The sequence below is a fragment of the Flagellimonas spongiicola genome, assembly GCF_023502425.1.
Classification (GTDB): Bacteria; Bacteroidota; Bacteroidia; order Flavobacteriales; family Flavobacteriaceae; genus Flagellimonas; species Flagellimonas spongiicola.
In genome coordinates, this window is the sequence record NZ_JAMFMA010000003.1 from 360,920 (window position 1) to 380,083 (window position 19,164).

Below are 19,164 nucleotides of genomic sequence, written 5' to 3' on the forward strand. Positions count from 1 at the left end.
TAAAATTTCTCTTAAAAGGAAAGATTCAAAATAGCGTTTTCCACTGCTAAAAGCACGGTTTCATAATCTTGGGGATTATGTACAAAATCCAAGTGGCTGATATCCAAAATCATGCTGTTCTGATTGGGATGCCCTTTGATGAAATCCAAATACCCTTGGTTGATTTTTTCCAAATAATCGCTCGGTATTTTTTGTTCGTAATCCCGACCTCTTTTTTGGATGTTGGCCAATAAACGTTCTGTATTCTGATAGAGGTATAGGTAAATATCCGGCTTTTTAACCTCGCGGTACATAAAATTGAAAACCTTCCGGTACAAATTGAATTCTTCCTCCTGTAAGGTGATTTTTGCGAAAATTAAGGATTTGAAGATGTCGTAATCACTTACCATAAAACTCTTGAACAAGTCAAACTGGGAAGTGTCGTCCGTGAATTGTTGGTAACGGTCCGCCAAAAAAGACATTTCCAAAGGAAAGGCATAGCGGGATTGGTCCTCATAAAACTTAGGAAGGAAAGGATTGTCCGCGAAGCGTTCCAAGACCAATTTGCCATTAAAATCGTCTGCAATCATTTTGGAAAGCGTGGTTTTGCCCGCGCCAATGTTTCCTTCAATGGCCAAGAACTGCAACTGTCCAAAAACGGCAGCTCTGTCTAGTTGTAGTTTATGATTGGTCTTTATCAGGTCACTTCGGTCCTTACATTGTTGCAATAGGTTCCGGATGTCCTTTTCCAAAATTGGATGATACAGTTGTGGGGCAATATCCGCCAAAGGCTTCAAAACAAAATTACGTTCGTGCATGCTAGGATGCGGAACGGTCAAATTCTCATTTTGGATAACCTGGTTATCATAAAGGATGATGTCAATATCCAATGTGCGTGATGTATAGCCTTCGGTTTGCGAACGTTCGCGACCAAAATCCTTTTCGATTTGTAGCAGTTTCACCAACAAATCCGTAGGTGCAAGTTCCGTTTGAATAACAAGACAGGCATTGAGGAAATCACCACCTTCAAAACCAACCGCTTCATTTTCATACACAGCAGAAGCGGCCTCCACTTTTCCCAATTGTCGGGAAATCTCCAAAACCGCCTTTTGCAACGTAAGGGCACGGTTTCCCATGTTACTGCCCAACGACAGATATGCCTTTTGTGTTCCTTTCATAATCAAGGAAACAAAATAACAAAACAATCCACAATGGTTATCTTTGGACCTAAATAAAATTTGATTGCATGAAGTTTTTGAGAAATCTTTTGGCTGCTATTTTGGGCTGTTTGATGGCGTTTGGAATTTTGATGGCCATGTTTTTCTTTTTCCTGTTTTTGGTAGGAAATGCAGATGAAGGTGTTGCGGTAGGACCGAACTCCATTTTGGAATTGAGTTTTACGGAACCAATCCGCGATTATGTTGGCAGGGATGAAACGGATCCGTTTGCAGGTTTGTGGGAGAATGAAGTTGGATTGGACGACATTGTCCATGGTATTCACGTGGCAACCACTGATGATACTATTGAGGGAATTAGTTTAACGACAAGTTTTATACAAGCGGGATTGGCGCAAACCCAGGAAATTCGGGAAGCACTTTCCGATTTCAAGGCTTCAGGTAAGTTTATCTATGCCCATTCCGATTTTTTCAGTCAAAAGGACTATTATTTGGCCAGTGTGGCTGATGCCATCTATTTAAATCCGGTTGGTGCCATGGATTTCAAGGGACTAGCTTCCGAAGTACTTTACTTTAAAGACCTTCAAGAAAAAACCGGGTTGAAAATGGAGGTAATTCGTCATGGTAAATACAAAAGCGCTGTTGAACCTTATCTTTCGGATCGCATGAGTGATGAAAATAGGGAGCAAATCAAAGTGCTGATAACTTCCCTTTGGGATCAAATGATTACTGACATTGGTGCATCAAGAGATCTGAGCAATGACGCTTTGAACCGTATTGCGGATACCTTGGGAGCCAGGACACCGGAGTATGCCGTACAGAACAATCTTATAGACGGACATGTACATTTTGATGAATATGAGGAACTGCTTCGGGAGAAAATGGGCTTGGAATCACAGGAATCCCTCAATTATGTGGATTTTGAGGATTATATGATGATTTCCGGCGGGAAACGACTTAAAAAAGGTTCCGACAAAGTTGCGGTGATTTATGCGCAAGGCGAGATATTTTATGGTGAAGGTGGCAAAGAATTCATCGGACAAGGTATCGTGACCCGTGCCTTACAAAAAGCAGCGAACAGTTCAAGTGTAAAAGCAATCGTACTACGTGTGGATTCACCGGGCGGGAGCGCCTTGGTTTCAGACATTATTTGGCGAGAAGTTGTATTGGCAAAAAAAGAGAAACCCGTGGTGGTTTCTTTCGGAAACGTAGCGGCGTCAGGAGGTTATTATATTGGCGTTGGTGGTGACCGAATATTTGCGGAACCGACTACCATTACAGGTTCTATTGGGGTCTTTGGAACCATTCCCAATGCACATGAATTGGCTACCAACATCGGAATCAATGCGGAACAAGTGGGTACCAACCAAAACTCCATTGATTATTCTTTGTTCGAACCTATGTCGGATTCGTTCCGATCAGTGGTTCAAGAAGGTATTGAGGATACCTATATGACATTTTTGAATCGTGTAGCGGAAGGAAGAAATATGAGTATTGAGCAGATTGATGCCTTGGCGCAAGGAAGGGTCTGGAGTGGTGTGGATGCCGTAGCGAACGGTTTGGTCGATGAACTTGGCAGCTTGGATGATGCCATTGAGGCGGCAGCTGAAATGGCTGAATTGGACAATTATGGTATACGTAAATATCCAAAGTACAAATCCAATTTTGAACGTTTTATGGATGATATGTCCAGTGCAAAATCAAATCTTGGTGCCATCTTCATTAAGGAAGAGTTGGGGGAAGAAGCCTATAGCATATTAAAGGAATTCAAGAATATCAGCAATCAAAAAGGAATACAGGCCAGAATGCCATTTAGTCTCAACATAAAATAACGGATGACGCAAAAGGACAAGAAGTTAGCGTTTTCCATTTACCTCTATTTGGGAGCTTTGTTCATCACCTCATTGGTGGTGTCTAATTTAATATTCCAAAAATTCTTCTATTGGAACCCTTTTGGGGATATTGAAGTTTTTGGCGCACCCCTCTTTGAAGTCTCCGTAGGTATATTGCCTTATCCCATTACGTTTTTAATTACGGATTTGATTTCGGAAATATTCGGAAAGAAAAGGGCGAATCAGGTGGTAATTGCAGGTATTTTTGCGTCTTTTTTCTCCTTGTTGATAGTTACCACGGCCAATTTAGCGCCAGCAACGGATTGGTCCCCTGTAAACAATGAACTATTCAGTTCGGTGTTTGGGAATACTGTTGTGGCTGTTTTTGCTTCAATGATGGCCTATTTGTTGGCCCAGTTCATAGATATTCAGTTGTACCACTTTTGGAAAAGGGTTACTAAAGGCAAATATTTATGGCTCCGGAATAACTTTTCTACCTTTTCATCTCAGTTTATAGATACGTTTACAGTTGTGCTGTTACTCTGTACTTTTGGAGAGATTCCATGGGAATTATTCTATGGTTTGGTGATTAGTGGTTTTCTTTTTAAAGTATTTATTGCGCTCTTGGACACCCCTTTGCTCTATCTTTTCGTATATCTCTTGCGGAAAAGATTTAACTTAAAAATAGGGGAGGAGATTCACTTGGATTAAGTTCTTCTTTCTTACTTTGTTACAAATTCCCAAATTATGAAACGAAAACTGCTTAAAATCGTTGGAGTTGGCCTGCTTATTAGTGTAGGGTTGCTCTTTACACTCCCGTTGCTATTGGAAGGTAAGATTTCCGAAATCATCAAAAACAAGGTCAACCAAAACATCAATGCTACATTGGACTTTGAATCGGCTAGTCTGAGTTTGCTTAAAAGTTTTCCCAATGCACATCTGGAACTTCAGGACCTTTCTTTGATCAATAATGTTCCTTTTGAAGGCGATACACTGTTTGCTGCAGATGCGATTGCCTTGAAAATGGGGATATCCGAGCTTTTAAAATCAGCAGAAGAACCTATTGGGATAAAAAGCTTGGAGGTAGATGGTGCGAATGTATTGATTCAGAATGATGCAGAAGGGAATGCCAATTATGATATAGGTAAAGCTTCTTCGACTCCCCAGGACGAAACCGCATCAGAAACAAATAGTTTTAGTTTGGAATTGGACACTTACGCTATAACCAATTCCCAAATTATATATAAAGACCTTGAGTCAGGAATGCGACTTTCCCTAACCGAACTGAACCATTCGGGTACAGGGGATTTGTCATTGGAACAATCGGAGTTGAATACCTTGACCGATGCCCTTGTCTCCTTTGAAATGGATAGTACAAGGTATTTAAACAACAACAAGTTGTTCTTGGATGCATTGATAGGAATAGATTTGAATCAAAACAAATATTCCTTTTTGGACAATAAGGCCATGGTGAACCAATTACCGCTGGTCTTTGATGGCTTTGTGCAGGTTAATGAAGGAAACCAGGAAGTGGACATTACATTCAAGACACCATCTTCAGATTTCAAGAATTTTTTGGCTGTTGTTCCTGAGGCGTACGCAACAAACCTTGATGGCGTTCAAACCTCTGGAAATTTTGAAGTGGAAGGTCATTTTAAGGGAATAGTTGATGCCATCCATATTCCAACCTTTGGTATCAAGTTGAAATCGGAAAACGCATCGTTCAAGTATCCAGAACTGCCCAAGTCTGTGCAAAATGTTTTTATTGATACAGAGATTAAAAATGAATCAGGACTAGCAGATGATACCTACGTGGATATCAATAGACTTTCTTTTGCTATTGACCAAGATAAGTTTAATATGAACGCCAAACTGCGTGAATTGACCGGGAATACCAAGGTAAATGCGCATTTGGATGGAGTTGTGAATTTAGCCAACCTTTCTAGGGCGTATCCAATGCCCGAAGATTATGGTTTAAAAGGAAAACTGACAGCCGATGTGACCACAGCCTTTGATATGTCTTCTTTGGAGCGCAAAGCATACGGCAATACACGAACCGCGGGTCAGCTACAATTGGATGCTTTTGAATACAATTCCGAAGAACTAAAGCATCCGGTAACTATTACCACTGCGGTAGTTAATTTGACACCTGACCAAGTAATTCTTGAAAAGTTTGATGGCAAAACTGGGAATACGGACTTTAAGGCCAGTGGAATTTTAACCAATCTGCTTGGATTCCTGTTCAACAATGAAAATGTGGAGGGCAATTTCAGTCTTGACGCAAATACCTTTGCCTTGAATGATTTTATGGTAGAAGAGGCTTCGGAAAAAAGTGAACCTAATAATGGTCAGGAAAACACAGAAGAAAAAATCAAGATTCCCTCCTTCTTGGATTGTACCATCAACGCATCCGCCAATACGGTTTTGTATGATAATCTCAGCTTGAGGAATGTAAAGGGAAAACTCATCATCAAGGATGAAACGGCAATTCTAGAAGGATTACGGTCGGATTTGTTTGGAGGGGTAGTTGGTGTCAATGGTTCTGTTTCAACTAAAGAGGACCAAGCCATGTTCGCCATGGATTTAGGTTTGGAAAATTTGAATATTGGTGAGTCGTTTGGTGCTATGGAATTGTTTAAAACATTGGCGCCATTGGCGAATGCCTTGCAGGGAACGTTTAACTCCAACATGAAGATCGGTGGAAATTTAAACAATGATTTTACGCCTGATTTGGCTACCATTTCGGGAAATCTTCTGGCGGAACTTTTGGCTACAAAAGTAGATGCGGAAAAAGCGCCTTTGTTCTCCGCATTGAATGATCAGCTTAATTTCCTGAATTCGGAAGAATTGGATTTAAGTGGGCTTAAAACAGCTTTGAGTTTTGATAATGGCGCCGTTTCAGTAAAACCGTTTGAGTTAAAATACAAGGATATTGCGGTAAATGTTGCTGGGAGCCATACGTTTGACCGTCAATTGCAATACAACGCTACCTTGGATGTGCCTTCCAAATACTTAGGTGATGAGGTTAATAGCCTAATCGCCAAATTGGATGATTCAGATTTGGAAAGCCTGACAATTCCCGTTACTGCAAAAATAGGTGGGGACTACTCTAATCCTAAGGTTCAAACTGATTGGAGCTCCGGAATTTCCAAATTGACAAACCAACTTGTAGAAATCCAAAAACAAAAATTGGTGAATCAAGGAAAGGACAAAGCCAAGGATTTAATTGCGGATGTATTTAATCAAGAAAAGGATTCCGCCCAAGCTGAAGATGATTCCCTCCAGAAAACCATTGGTGGCCTATTGGGCAACAAGGAAACGACTGAAGATTCAACCAACACGGATGATGACGCTGTGAAAAAAACGGCTAAATCGGTATTGGGTAGTTTGCTGGGTAAAAAGAAAAAGGACTCGGTGGAATAAGAATTCAAAGCTCTATTTCACAGATTTCGTAATTACCATTTCTATAAGCGGTTACAAGAATTTTGTTTTCAAATGGATGCCAATTGGGTAGGGTATCCCCATCTTCATTGAATGTGATTCTTTTTTCATCACTTCCATCAATGTTTCGAATGAATATTTCTGGGCGTGTTTCTTTCATAGAGGTGGCGTAAACAAGTTTGTCATCAGTATTGGACCAGGATGGGCAGAAATTGTGTTTGGGCCAATCTGTAATCCTACTTTCTTTTCCTGTTTTTACATCAAGAATATAGATTTCGTCATCCACGTTAGCTGTTTCTTTCCTTGAGAAGTAACTTAGTTTACTGCCATCATTGGACCATTTTGGATAGAAGTTGCGATAGGCGTTTGCAACCAATGTCTTTATTATTTTTCCTTTTTGGTTCAATAAGAGGATATGGGAATTGTTCTCGCCAACAATGTAACTGCAAGCTATATGCCTGCCATTTGGGGAAAATGATGCAAACATAGGCTCTCCATACGCGCTACTATTGTTGATTTGTTTTATTCGCTTGCTTTTTAGGTTGAAAGTAAAAAGTGCCGTTTGCCCTTTGCGAGAAGATTCAAAGAGGATGCTTTTGCTATTAGGATGCCAAGATGGCCTGCGATCATCATTTGGGTCTTGTGTGATTTGTTTCACTTGACCTCCAGTTTTATCCATTAGATAAATATTCCAGTTTCCATCCCTATTGGATTCGAATACAATCCATTCACCATTTGGAGAATACGAAGCATAGCGATCTTCGGAAGGATGATTTGTTAGGCATTTTTCTGGAAATTTGGTTTGACCAATTACATCATTGGTGGATTGCAACAGCACACAGCAAAAGAATAGCAATCTGAATAATTTTGAAGCCACGATCATTGTCTGTTGTTTGCAATACGTATCAATTTATGGCTTTTCGGCGATAGTCTTTGATAATTTGGGAAATATCAATGCTATAAATATTGGTGTCTTTACTAGGTAGACTGTCACTGCTAGTGAAGAATAGTTCTTTGGTTGCTTCCCTAAGGACAGGATATAAATCACTACCTGAAGTGTTTAGCTCTTTTATGTTTTGGGGTTTTGACCATGACACACCTTTTTTGAAACTAATGTACAGATCTCCATAGCCGCTAACATTTTCACTACGCTCAGAAGCTTCAAACAGGAGAATGTTGCCATTGTCATTTACCTCTACATTCCATTCACCTTTGGATGTATTTATGGGTTTCCCAATATTTGTTGGGGATAGCAATTGCCCGTCTTCCTGTTTTGTAAAATACAAATCACCTTGCCCCATACCTCCGTTTCTTGTGGATGCAAAATAGAGGTTGCCAGATCTATCTGTGGTGGGACTATATTCACTTGCATCTGAATTAATGGGGTATGGTAATGGTTTTGCAACTCCCCAACTACCATTATCCGATTTTGAGATCACCCATATGTTGGAGGAAGAAGGAAAACCGTCAATAGGTCTACTTGAGATAAAATACATGTGATTTCCATCCGGAGTTAGGTGTGGGTCACTATCATTGAAAGTTCCGGAGAATTCTGCTATTTTGGGTTCTGTCCAATGGGTGTCTTTATGTTCCGATCTGTAAATTGTACTTTTCATCTCACCAGAACCCCAAGCCTGGAAACTACGTGCAAAATAGATTATAGTGCCATCTGGAGAAAAAGTGGTGGCATACTCAACATTCTCTGTGGATATGGTATTTGGGGCAAATAAGACTTTTTGCGCTTGTTGGCCAAAAAGTGGAAACCCGAATAAAAAAGTCAATCCGAGGAAGGGCCAATTTACGTAGCGTCCAACAATGGTATTAAAGAAAATCGATTCCAACATAATACCCTTCATTTGCACGGATATTAAAGACAGTTTGGTCTTCAAAGATGAGGTATTGCCCTTTTATGCCTTTCAATACCCCGGTATAACTAGGTGTTTTTAGGAGATTAAGACTTTTCACTTTTTCAGGATATTGCAGGACTGGAAATTCGAGATGCGTTTCTGAATTTGAATCAATAAAGTAATCTGCCACTTCTGATGGAATATAGTCTTTTAACTTGTCCCTCCATTCTGCCAAGTTTACATCTTCAATGTCATTCTTTAGCATTTTCTGCCAGCTCGTTTTGTCACTTACATGGGCTTTTAGGGCAACTTCTGTGATTCCTGCTAAATAACGATTTGGTGTTTCAACAATTTCCATGGCCTCATGTGCACCTTGATCAATCCACCTTGTTGGGACTTGACTTTTTCTGGTCACTCCAACCTTAACATTGCTGGAATTTGCCAGATACACGATATGAGGTTGTAATTGTGCCTTTTTTTCGTACTCCAAATCACGGTCTTCTATGCCTAAGTGTGCTTTGCTGAGTTCGGGCTTCATAATCCATTCACCTGCTGCTGCGGATTCAAAAAAATAGGATCTACAAAACCCTTGTCGGTAAATGGGTTCGTTTTTTCCAGTACCAAGGCATTGAAATTTGATAAAATCTATTTGAATCCTTCGGTTCAAGGCTTGGTTCATATGGATGAAATCGTTCTCGAATTCCAGATAATATTGAATGGGATTTCCGTTCTCGGTTTGCATTTTACGGAGTACACCTTCGTATAGCATAGTTTTATGACTGATTTAAAACTGATTTGAAAATCTAGGGGAGATACTTTATTTTAGCTCATGTGGCCTTGCCCCAACTTGGTTAAAGATACCGAAAAATGCCAATACCCTTATTTAATTCCATCGCATCTTGGTTACTGAAAAAGCGCTATCATCAAATGGAGCTTTTTTTAAAATATCCATTGGATGTTCAGCAGGAATTGCTGCATAACCTTGTGGATTTTGCCAAGGATACTCAAATAGGAAAGCAATTTGGTTTTCAAGATATTACCAGCTATTCCGAATTTGCAGAGCGTGTGCCTATCCGAAATTATGAGGGTGTGGCAGATCTTATTGAAAGGTCTAGGAAGGGTGAACAAAACATTTTTTGGCCTACCTCCATTAAATGGTTTGCCAAGAGTAGTGGTACAACAAATGCCAAGAGTAAGTTCATCCCGGTTAGCACGGAAGCCTTAGAAGATTGTCATTATAAATCCAGTAAGGATTTGTTATGCCTTTATTTGAACAACAATGAGAATTCGCAATTGTTTCGCGGTAAGAGCCTGCGACTAGGAGGGAGTAAGGAGCTCTACGAAGACAATGGAACATTTTTTGGAGATCTTTCAGCCATTCTAATTGATAATATGCCGCTATGGGCAGAATACAGCAGTACGCCAAGTAGTAAAGTATCTCTGATGAGCGAATGGGAATCCAAATTGGAAGCCATAATTGAGGAAAGTATTCAAGAAAATGTGACAAGTTTAGCCGGTGTGCCTTCTTGGATGCTGGTTTTGTTGAACAATGTCTTGGAAAAGACCGGTAAAAATCATTTGTTCGAGATATGGGAAAATCTAGAAGTCTATTTCCATGGAGGCGTAAGTTTCACACCTTATCGAGATCAGTATAAGAAATTGCTCCCGAGACGTAATTTCAATTATTATGAGACCTATAATGCTTCAGAGGGTTTTTTTGGTATCCAAGACCGAAATAATGCAGATGATCTTTTGTTGATGTTGGACTATGGCATTTTCTATGAATTCATCCCCATGGATACCTATGAGAAAGATGAAAAACCGGTGCCACTATGGGATGTGAAAAAGGGGGTCAACTATGCCATGGTGATAACCACCAATGCTGGTCTATGGCGTTACAAGATTGGTGATACGGTTCGATTTACCTCCACAAATCCCTATCGTATCCGAATTACTGGTAGGACCAAACATCATATCAACGCATTTGGTGAAGAATTGATCATTGAAAACGCGGAAGAGGCATTGAAGCAGATTTGTAAAAAGACGAATGCGGAGATAATGGATTACACCGCGGCTCCCATATTTATGGATGGATCTGAAAAGGGGGCACATGAATGGATAATCGAGTTTCGTAAACCTCCGGAAGATGTAAACTATTTCACTGAATTTTTGGATAACGCCCTTAAGTCCTTGAATTCTGATTATGAAGCCAAGAGATACAATAATATTACCCTTAAAATGCCCACAGTTCATGTGGCACGTCAAAATCTATTTCATGATTGGCTGAAATCCAAGAATAAGCTTGGGGGGCAACATAAGATTCCTAGGTTATCAAACGAGCGAAATCACCTAGAAGAGCTTTTGCAAATGAACTCAATACATAGTTAATTGGATTTTCTACATTTTACGAAAACGTTTTCGTAAATCTTTGCCATTCGTCGAACAATTTTTTCTTTTGGACAAATAAATATGGTATTCTATCGTTAATGACTGAAGTTTGGTTCAGATAATTTTAAGTTCCCTAATCTTAAAACTAAACTAAAAAAGTACTAACATGGCTGAAAAACTTGTAGTTATCTCCGATATGTGGGGGGTAAAAAAAGGACTTTGGATTACTTCATATTTTGGTTATTTACAACAATACTACAATATTGAATTCCACGATTGCCAACAACTGGCAGACATTGATATTCCTGTATTAACAGAAGAGAACATCCACAATGCCTTTGTAAATGGAGGTATTGATACTGCGGTTGCCCATTTACTTAAAAAGGAAACGGAGCCAGCACACTATTTGGCATTTAGTACTGGCGGTACCATAGCATGGAAAGCTGCATTAAAAGGCTTGCCGATGAAATCTTTGACCGCTATTTCTCCTACTAGAATTCGTTTTGAGGAAAACAAGCCTGAAATTCCAATGGATTTGATTTTTGGTGAATGTGACAAATTCAAGCCAAGTATGAAATGGGCTATGAAAGTTGGTGCTGACTTAAAGATTATCCCAAGTTTTGGGCATCAATTGTACTCCGACGAAAAAATCATTACCGATGTCTGCTTGGATCTTTTGGAAAAAGTAACCAAAAAAGCAATCTAGGATACTGCTTTTAATTTTTTGATGGTCTCGTAGGATAGTTTTTCCTCAGCGTAGGCTTTTGTAACCTTGAATTCTTTGTCTTCAGTACTTGGAAGCTCAAACATTGCGTCAGTAAATACTGCCTCGCATAATGAGCGAAGTCCTCTTGCACCTAATTTGTATTCGACTGCTTTATCCACAATGTAGGTCAAGGCTTGCTCTGTAATACTAAAGGTTATGCCGTCCATGGCAAACAATTTTTCGTATTGCTTGATAATGGCATTTTTAGGTTCAGTAAGAATAGCGCGCAAGGTTTTGGCATCCAATGGGTTCATATGTGTCAAAACGGGTAGACGTCCAATTATCTCAGGGATCAAGCCAAATTCTTTTAGATCCTTTGGAATAATGTATTGCAAGATATTTTCATTGTCCAAACGATCTTCAGCTTTAGAAGCGCTATACCCTACAGCTTGCATGTTCAAACGTTTGGTAATGATTCGTTCAATACCATCAAAGGCACCTCCTGCAACAAAAAGTATGTTTTCGGTGTTGACTTCTATGAATTTCTGATCTGGATGTTTCCGGCCACCTTTAGGTGGTACGTTGACTACTGTTCCTTCCAACAATTTCAAAAGTCCTTGCTGAACACCTTCACCGGATACATCACGCGTAATAGAAGGGTTGTCACTCTTACGGGCAATCTTATCTATCTCATCAATAAATACGATACCGCGTTCTGCTTTTTCTAAATTGTAATCTGCAGCTTGCAACAAGCGTGTAAGTATACTTTCCACATCTTCACCAACATAGCCTGCTTCCGTAAGCACAGTGGCATCTACAATGGCGAGTGGTACATTAAGCATTCTTGCTATGGTCTTGGCAATTAGGGTTTTCCCCGTACCGGTTTGCCCTACCATCACAATGTTACTTTTTTGGATTTCTACCTCGTCTTCCTTGCTTTTGGGTTGTAGTAATCTCTTGTAATGGTTATAAACGGCAACGGACATTACTTTTTTTGTGCGCTCTTGTCCAATCACGAAGGTGTCAAGGAAATCTCTGATTTCCATTGGTTTTTTTAAGACCAATTCTGAGGATAGGTCTTGATTTTTGGATTGTTTGGATTCCTCAGCTACAATACTGTATGCTTGTTCAATACAGCGATCGCAGATGTGCGCATCCAAGCCAGCTATCAATAAATTGGTTTCCGGCTTCTTTCTTCCACAAAACGAACATTCCAAGTTTTCCTTTGCCATATTCAGCTTACTAACATTACTGTTCAACCACTAATAACGGAAAAAAACTCCATTTGGTTTATTCCAAAGCGGTGGTTTTGACGGTATCAGTCGTTTTTATCCTTTCTCTCTTACCAATATTTCATCGATCATACCGTATTTTTTGGCCTCATCGGCTTTCATCCAGTAATCACGATCACTATCGTCACTTACCTTATCAAATTTTTGTCCAGAATGTTTAGCAATGATGTGATAGAGTTCTTCTTTTAGTTTCAAAATTTCCCGAGCAGTGATTTCAATATCACTGGCTTGTCCCTGTGCACCACCCATAGGTTGATGGATCATTACCCTGGAATGGGTAAGGCCACTTCTTTTACCTTCATGACCCGCACAAAGCAATACAGCTGCCATAGATGCTGCAATACCAGTACAAATGGTTGCTACATCAGGTTTAATGAACTGCATGGTGTCATAAATGCCCAAACCGGCATAAACACTTCCTCCCGGGGAATTGATATAGATTTGAATGTCTTTGGATGCATCTGCACTTTCCAAAAACAGCAACTGTGCTTGAACAATATTAGCCACTTGATCATTGATTCCTGTACCTAAAAAGATGATACGATCCATCATCAATCTAGAAAAGACGTCCATTGCAATGGCGTTCAATTGTCTTTCCTCAATAATATTTGGAGTCATGCCCACAGGATACATGCTACTCATGATCTTGTCATAATACATGCTGTTAATTCCGTGATGTTGTGTGGCGTATTTTTTAAATTCTTTACCGTAATCCATAGGATTTCTTTCGATTTTGCTTAAAAAAAAGGTGCCGAAAAATAAATTTTCCGGCACCGTAAAGATACTTAATTTTCTTTTAGCTCCTGTTTAGCTATAAGCTTCCTTGACAAAGTCGTCATAGTTAACTTCTTTCACCTTTAAATTGCCGTTTTCCTTATAATAAGTCAATAATTTTTGACTCATCAATTGATCGGATAATCTTTTTACCTCGTCTTGGTTCCCCATAATCCTGTTGGCGATGTTCTCCAACTCTTCTTCTTGTGGATCCATATGACCGTATTGCGCCATTTGTGATTTGATGAAACCTTTGGCAAATTCTTTTAGTTCATCAAATTGTACCTGAAGGTCGTTTTCTTTTATGATTTTACCTTCAATCAACTGATAGCGAAGTCCTTTTTCAGATTTTTCGAATTCTTCACTGGCTTCATCGTCAGTCAAAGGATTTTCACCGCTCACCTGAATCCATTTTTTCAAGAATTCTGATGGAAGTTCAAATTTGGTGTCATCAATTAATTTTTCGGTGATATCATTCAAAAGCTTTTGATCGGACTGTTGCTCAAATTGCTTTTCAGAATCTTCTTTGATTCTTTCACGTAATTCTTTTTCAGAACTTACGCCGTCTTTTCCAAAAAGCTTATCAAATAACTCTTGATCTAATACTGCTGCTTCACGCTCATTGATTTCCTCAATATTGAAGGTTACATCAATATTCAGTTTTTCAGCTTTTTCGCGATCAATTCCCAAAGCACTGGACAATAGGTAATCCTCTTTGAACAATCCTTTGGTTTTTAGGTTAACACTTTCACCTACTTTTTTGCCCACTAAGGCATCAACCGCTTTTTTGCTTTTGATTTTATCTAATTCAATAGTGGTTTTATGCTCAATTTCCTCTGCTTCATTAACAAAAGTCCCTGTAACTTCATCTTTCTTGCCTACTTCTGTCTTGGAAACCAATTTGCCGTATTGTTTTTGAATACGCTCCACCTGCTCATCTATCATCTTCTTGTCTGCAACAATTTTATAGTGGGTCACGGCTTTTTTGGTCTTGACCTTTACATCAAAGTTGGGTGCTAATCCCAATTCAAATTCAAAATCAAGATTTTCATTGTCCCAGTCAAAATTATCTTGTTGCTTTGGAAGAGGATTCCCCAAAACATCCAACTTTTCCTCGGTAAGATATTTGTTGAGGTTGTCTTGAAGTAATTTATTCACCTCGTCCACCAAAACAGCTTTTCCATACTGCTTTTTGATAAGACCCATGGGTACCTGACCTTTACGGAAACCAGGAATATTGGCTTGTTTTCTGTAATCTTTTAGGATATTGTCAACTTTTTCTTGATAATCATCCTTGCTGATGGCCACTTTCACCACGGCGTTTAGCTCATCTATCTGCTCTTTTGTGATATTCATCTCCTACCTAATTTGCTATTCAAAAATGGGTGGCAAAAGTAATGCATTTTCATTAGTAGGGCAACTTTTTAAAGTGTTGAATTTCAAATGAAAACTTTTCTACTTGTCCTCTTTCAGTAAAGAGTGTAAAATTGATTGCAGGAAGGAAAGCAATAGGCTGAAAATTATAGCCCATAATACACTTGAAACCTCAAATCCTGGAATGAAATGCGCGGCAGTCAAAATAAGGATCGCATTGATTATCAAAAGAAATAATCCCAGGGTGAGGATGGTAATGGGTAACGTAAGAATCACCAAAATAGGTTTCACTAAAAAATTGAGGACACTTAATACCAAGGCAACAATTATTGCGGTTTGGTACGAATCCACTCCAACACCGGGCAATACATAGCTTAGTATGACAACCGCCAAGGCATTCAGTAATAGTTTCAAAATAAGTTTCATGAGGTATGGTTTAAATAAAAAAGGCATCGCAATTGCGATGCCTTAATATAGTGAATTTAAGTGTAGATCAATCGATGTATAGTCCAGTAAAATCCAAAGGATTTACCCCAGGTAGGTTGGAGCCATATTTGGTATTTATAGCCTCAAGAAAAGCATTTGCAATAATAGCATAACCTCTAGGTGCTGGATGAACTCCATCTAACGAAAATCCTCCTCCTGTAGCGAAGGTGCTGGTTACAACACTTCCGTCGGCTTGAGGGAATCCAGTACTGTTCAATTCGGCCAATTTGGTGTTCATGTCAACCAATGCCAAATCGTATTGGGTGGCTAGCGCAGCAATTGTGGCATTATATGCATTTAAAGCAGTTTCAATAGCCAATTGCTCTTCTGGGGTTAAAACCCAATTATCTGCCAATGGAATTGCTACACCGTTAATTGAAGTGGGATCTGCGGGATTCGCTAACGTGCCTATGAATGCACTGGACGGTAAAATCAACAGGTCCTCTGCAGTAGCTTGTCTCATATTTATTAAACCTGGATCAACACCTGTCAAATCTGTTAAATCTTCATCAAGCAATACTACAGCATTGGTGTCTCCAGCAGCAAACGATATTGTTCTTTTTGCCACTTCATCAGCCGTTATCAAGTTAAAACTCTGCGCTAGTAATAGGCCTCCGTTGTAAGCAGCATATGCTCCATTTAACAAATCTGCAGTTGCTTGATCAAGTGGGACGGGATTATGCGGAACGGTTGTAAAGTATGGAACATCTGTTACGCTAGGTAAATTAGCAATAGCACCATCAGCGCCACCGGCTGTCATTGTGCTAAGGATGCCATCCAATGCACCGGCAAATACCATTGGGTCAGTAATATCATTCCTGCCATAGGAGGCTGGGTTAAGATTTCCTGTCTGATCTACGCCAGAGCCGCCATTTGTCGCATATAATAATATGTCATTTGAACCAATCCAGGAAGTAAAGAAGGTTGCCCCTTGTGTTGCGGCATCACCAATTACGGTAGCGGTTTCCGAAGATGAGAAACGTGCAAAATATGGGTTGGCAGTTCCCATGGCCACTCCTGCTACGCTGCCATAACCTGGAGCAAGCAATTCATAACTTTTTGCGCCTGGTACTCCCATGTTATTAAAGGAACCCGAAAGTTTAGTAGATACTTCTGTACTGCCGGCACCGTCTTTTACAGTTGGTGCGGGACCATCAGGTGTGAACAATAAAATCAATCTATTATTACTTATCGGATTGCCCTGTAAGGTCAGACCTCCTAAGTTGTCATTCATTAAAGGTTGGTTAAAAGCACCACCACCAACCAAAGCAAAGTTGGAAGCCAACATGTTTGGAAAGGAGGCTTCTTGTCCTGCAATAAACAATGCGTTATCTGAAAATCCAGCGGTAAGTGAGTTTCCTACCGCAACATAATTGGAAAAATTCGCAGATCCTGCTGTATATGATGGCGTTGGGTCAGGGTCCGGGTTTGTTGCTGGGTCATCATCTTCACACGCAACAAAAATCAACCCTAGTAGAGGGAGTAATAGGGCATAAAACTTTTTCATACTAATAGCTATTTGAGTTAGACTAGGTTACCTAATGGTTACCCCGATTTGACCAAATCTATATCAAATTTGTCATCCAGACAATAAAATGGGCAAAAAAATTATGCATGCATAATAAAATGCATTGTTTTTTACGAATTCAGAAATGCTATGGACTTATCAAAAAACTGACTGGGATTTTCCGCATGCAACCAGTGTCCTGCTTTTTCTATTGTTTGGATATCAGCCTTTGGGAAATGTCGTTTTATTTCGGTGTAATCGTTGGGAAGAATGTACTCTGATCGATCTCCTCTTAGAAAAAGTGTGGGTCCATCAAAGGTAGCATTGGTGTCAATGCTTTCACCAATTTCATCCATTTTATCCTTTAAAACGCTATAATTTAAGCGCAACCCAAGCTTTCCAGGTTCAGCCCAATAAAGGTTTTTTAGTAAAAATTGCCGAGTGCCGAACTCTGACAGATACTTTGAAAGTACTTCATCCGCTTGTTTACGGGAATTGATGATGTCAAAATCCAAATGCCCTAATGCATCAATTATAGGCTGGTGATGCGGGGGATAGTATTTTGGCGAAATATCCGCAACCAATAGCTTGTTGATGACTTCTGGATGTGAAGTTGCGAGTTGCATTGCAGTTTTACCTCCCATTGAGTGCCCGATGATTGCTGCGCTGTCCAAGTTGTTTATGTACATGTAGTGCAATACATCCTGAGCCATTAGCTGATAGTCAAATTCTACAGCGTGAAAACTCTTTCCGTGGTTGCGCTGGTCTACAAGATGCACATGATATCCTTGCTCGGCATATTTGGCACCTAGTGTTTTCCAATTATCGGACATCCCTAGAAAACCATGTAAAATAATCAAGGGTTTGCCTTCGCCTAATATTTTAGCATGCAATACTTCCATTACTTCAATCTGTGTAAGTACATGTTAACCACATTTTCAATCCCTAAATAAATGGATTCACAAATTAGTGCGTGACCTATGGAAACTTCCAATAGATTGGGAATGTTGTCCTTAAAGAACGTAATGTTATCCAAACTAAGGTCATGCCCTGCGTTGACGCCTAAGTTTAAGTCATTTGCTACGTAAGCGGCATCGGCAAAAGGACGAACCCCAGTTTCCTTTTCACCTTTTAGAAATGCATCCGCATAGCTTTCGGTATATAGTTCAATGCGGTCAGTGCCAGTTTCTGCAGCACCCTGTACCATCTTTACATCCGGATCTACGAATATAGAGGTGCGAATTCCGTTTTTCTTGAAGGTCTTTATTACGTCAATCAAAAAATCCTTGTGTTTTAGCGTATCCCACCCGGCATTTGAAGTAATGGCATCTTCAGCATCTGGTACCAATGTTACTTGGGTTGGCTTCACTTCCAAAACCAGGTCTATGAACTTGGGAATGGGATTTCCTTCAATATTGAACTCTGTTGAGACAACCTTTTTAAGGTCTCGCGCATCTTGATAACGGATATGGCGTTCATCAGGTCTTGGATGAATGGTAATTCCTTGAGCACCGAACGACTCTATATCTTGAGTGGATTTTACGAGGTTGGGAACATTACCACCTCTAGAATTACGAAGCGTGGCCAGCTTATTTATATTGACACTAAGTTTTGTCATGGATTTCCTTTTTTTGGAATGTCAAAAATACAAATTGGGCACGCCTTTTGCGATATAAAATTAGTATTTTGCACCCAATAGAATAGTTATGCAAATCCAAAGCAAAATTATCAACACTGTCCCTATTTTCGAGGTTTCAGAAACTTTGGAAGAAGTTATTGGTTTTTTTAAGGAAACCACTTTTTCGCATGTAGCGGTAACCGAGAACGGATCATATATTGGCTCGCTGTCTGAAAATGACCTTGCTTGCTTTGAGCCAGATAAAACGATTGATGCGTTTCGAATTGATTTGGAAAACTTTTTTGTAAAGAAAGACACCTTGTGGTTGGATGTGTTGGAGGCTTTTGCCAGAAATGAAGCCAATATTATCCCGGTATTGGATGAGCAACAAGTTATTGTTGGCTATTATGACCTTGGAGATGTTGTAGCCGATTTTATTGACACACCATTTTTTAAAGAGCCTGGTGGGATTTTGGTTATTGCAACGGGGATTAAGGATTACTCCTTTAGCGAAATTGCCCAAATTGTGGAAAGCAATAATGCACGACTTCTAGGTGCATTTATCACGGATTCCCAAAATGATGTTGTTCAGATTACCCTTAAGATAGGTACGCTGAACCTCAATGAAGTTGCACAGACCTTTAGGCGCTATAACTATTCCATAGTTTTTGGAAACTCTGATGATCAATTCTTGGAAGACCTAAAGCAACGATCGGATTACTTGGAAAAATACCTTAACGTTTAA

General features: G+C 39.7%; 17 protein-coding genes. 6 read left to right on the forward strand and 11 right to left on the reverse strand.

All coding sequences use genetic code 11. The annotated features are described in order from the left end of the window. Window positions 1-11 precede the first annotated feature (11 nt). Window positions 12-1,157, reverse strand: a complete 1,146-nt coding sequence (gene folK / locus M3P19_RS13135) for a 2-amino-4-hydroxy-6-hydroxymethyldihydropteridine diphosphokinase (protein WP_249658146.1) — start codon at window positions 1,155-1,157, stop codon at window positions 12-14. 68 nt (window positions 1,158-1,225) lie between these two features. Between folK and sppA the strand changes: the two genes are divergently transcribed. Genes sppA through M3P19_RS13150 form a run of 3 tightly spaced genes read left to right on the forward strand, consistent with a single transcriptional unit; the run spans window position 1,226 to window position 6,409 of the window. Next, the gene (gene sppA, locus M3P19_RS13140) at window positions 1,226-2,986 is read left to right on the forward strand and encodes a signal peptide peptidase SppA (protein ID WP_249658147.1); all 1,761 of its coding nucleotides are present in this window, start codon (window positions 1,226-1,228) and stop codon (window positions 2,984-2,986) included. A gap of 3 nt (window positions 2,987-2,989) precedes the next feature. After that, window positions 2,990-3,697, forward strand: coding sequence for a queuosine precursor transporter (locus tag M3P19_RS13145; RefSeq protein WP_249658148.1), 708 nt, complete (start codon window positions 2,990-2,992; stop codon window positions 3,695-3,697). Window positions 3,698-3,733: 36 nt separating this feature from the next. Next, the gene (locus tag M3P19_RS13150; protein ID WP_249658149.1) at window positions 3,734-6,409 is read left to right on the forward strand and encodes an AsmA-like C-terminal region-containing protein; all 2,676 of its coding nucleotides are present in this window, start codon (window positions 3,734-3,736) and stop codon (window positions 6,407-6,409) included. Window positions 6,410-6,413: 4 nt separating this feature from the next. Here M3P19_RS13150 and M3P19_RS13155 read toward each other — a convergent pair whose 3' ends face one another. The 3 genes from M3P19_RS13155 to M3P19_RS13165 are packed head-to-tail and all read right to left on the reverse strand — an operon-like array spanning window position 6,414 to window position 9,043. Further along, on the reverse strand, window positions 6,414-7,304 hold the full coding sequence (locus M3P19_RS13155; protein WP_249658150.1) for a TolB family protein: 891 nt from the start codon (window positions 7,302-7,304) through the stop codon (window positions 6,414-6,416). Window positions 7,305-7,332: 28 nt separating this feature from the next. Continuing rightward, window positions 7,333-8,283, reverse strand: coding sequence for a TolB-like translocation protein (locus M3P19_RS13160; protein ID WP_249658151.1), 951 nt, complete (start codon window positions 8,281-8,283; stop codon window positions 7,333-7,335). Next, window positions 8,249-9,043: a DUF2797 domain-containing protein gene (locus M3P19_RS13165; protein ID WP_249658152.1), complete on the reverse strand. Its 795-nt coding sequence runs from the start codon at window positions 9,041-9,043 to the stop codon at window positions 8,249-8,251. Before M3P19_RS13165 ends, M3P19_RS13160 begins: the two co-directional genes overlap by 35 nt. Window positions 9,044-9,141: 98 nt before the next feature. On the opposite strand from M3P19_RS13165, the gene M3P19_RS13170 reads away from it, so the two are divergent. Further along, window positions 9,142-10,662 (forward strand): GH3 auxin-responsive promoter family protein, encoded by a 1,521-nt coding sequence (locus M3P19_RS13170; RefSeq protein ID WP_249658153.1) that lies wholly within the window; start codon window positions 9,142-9,144, stop codon window positions 10,660-10,662. 166 nt (window positions 10,663-10,828) lie between these two features. Next, the gene (locus tag M3P19_RS13175; RefSeq protein WP_249658154.1) at window positions 10,829-11,368 is read left to right on the forward strand and encodes a hypothetical protein; all 540 of its coding nucleotides are present in this window, start codon (window positions 10,829-10,831) and stop codon (window positions 11,366-11,368) included. Here the strand turns inward: M3P19_RS13175 and clpX are convergent. The 7 genes from clpX to M3P19_RS13210 form a co-directional block, all read right to left on the reverse strand. Beyond that, window positions 11,365-12,600 carry an ATP-dependent Clp protease ATP-binding subunit ClpX gene (gene clpX / locus M3P19_RS13180; RefSeq protein ID WP_249658155.1) on the reverse strand — a complete coding sequence of 412 codons (1,236 nt, stop codon included), beginning with the start codon at window positions 12,598-12,600 and terminating at the stop codon, window positions 11,365-11,367. The genes M3P19_RS13175 and clpX overlap by 4 nt on opposite strands. A gap of 96 nt (window positions 12,601-12,696) precedes the next feature. Continuing rightward, window positions 12,697-13,377, reverse strand: coding sequence for an ATP-dependent Clp endopeptidase proteolytic subunit ClpP (clpP, locus tag M3P19_RS13185; protein WP_249658156.1), 681 nt, complete (start codon window positions 13,375-13,377; stop codon window positions 12,697-12,699). A gap of 90 nt (window positions 13,378-13,467) precedes the next feature. Beyond that, the gene (gene tig / locus M3P19_RS13190) at window positions 13,468-14,790 is read right to left on the reverse strand and encodes a trigger factor (RefSeq protein ID WP_249658157.1); all 1,323 of its coding nucleotides are present in this window, start codon (window positions 14,788-14,790) and stop codon (window positions 13,468-13,470) included. Window positions 14,791-14,889: 99 nt separating this feature from the next. Beyond that, a complete protein-coding gene (locus M3P19_RS13195) occupies window positions 14,890-15,234 on the reverse strand; it encodes a phage holin family protein (protein ID WP_249658158.1) in 345 nt (114 codons plus the stop codon). A 67-nt stretch (window positions 15,235-15,301) separates the two neighbouring features. Continuing rightward, window positions 15,302-16,801 carry an SGNH/GDSL hydrolase family protein gene (locus M3P19_RS13200; protein ID WP_249658159.1) on the reverse strand — a complete coding sequence of 500 codons (1,500 nt, stop codon included), beginning with the start codon at window positions 16,799-16,801 and terminating at the stop codon, window positions 15,302-15,304. 131 nt (window positions 16,802-16,932) lie between these two features. Next, entirely contained in the window at window positions 16,933-17,703 is a 771-nt protein-coding gene (locus M3P19_RS13205; RefSeq protein WP_249658160.1) for an alpha/beta fold hydrolase, read from the reverse strand. After that, window positions 17,703-18,419, reverse strand: coding sequence for a pyridoxine 5'-phosphate synthase (locus tag M3P19_RS13210; RefSeq protein ID WP_249658161.1), 717 nt, complete (start codon window positions 18,417-18,419; stop codon window positions 17,703-17,705). Before M3P19_RS13210 ends, M3P19_RS13205 begins: the two co-directional genes overlap by 1 nt. Window positions 18,420-18,507: 88 nt before the next feature. On the opposite strand from M3P19_RS13210, the gene M3P19_RS13215 reads away from it, so the two are divergent. After that, window positions 18,508-19,164 carry a CBS domain-containing protein gene (locus tag M3P19_RS13215; RefSeq protein WP_249658162.1) on the forward strand — a complete coding sequence of 219 codons (657 nt, stop codon included), beginning with the start codon at window positions 18,508-18,510 and terminating at the stop codon, window positions 19,162-19,164.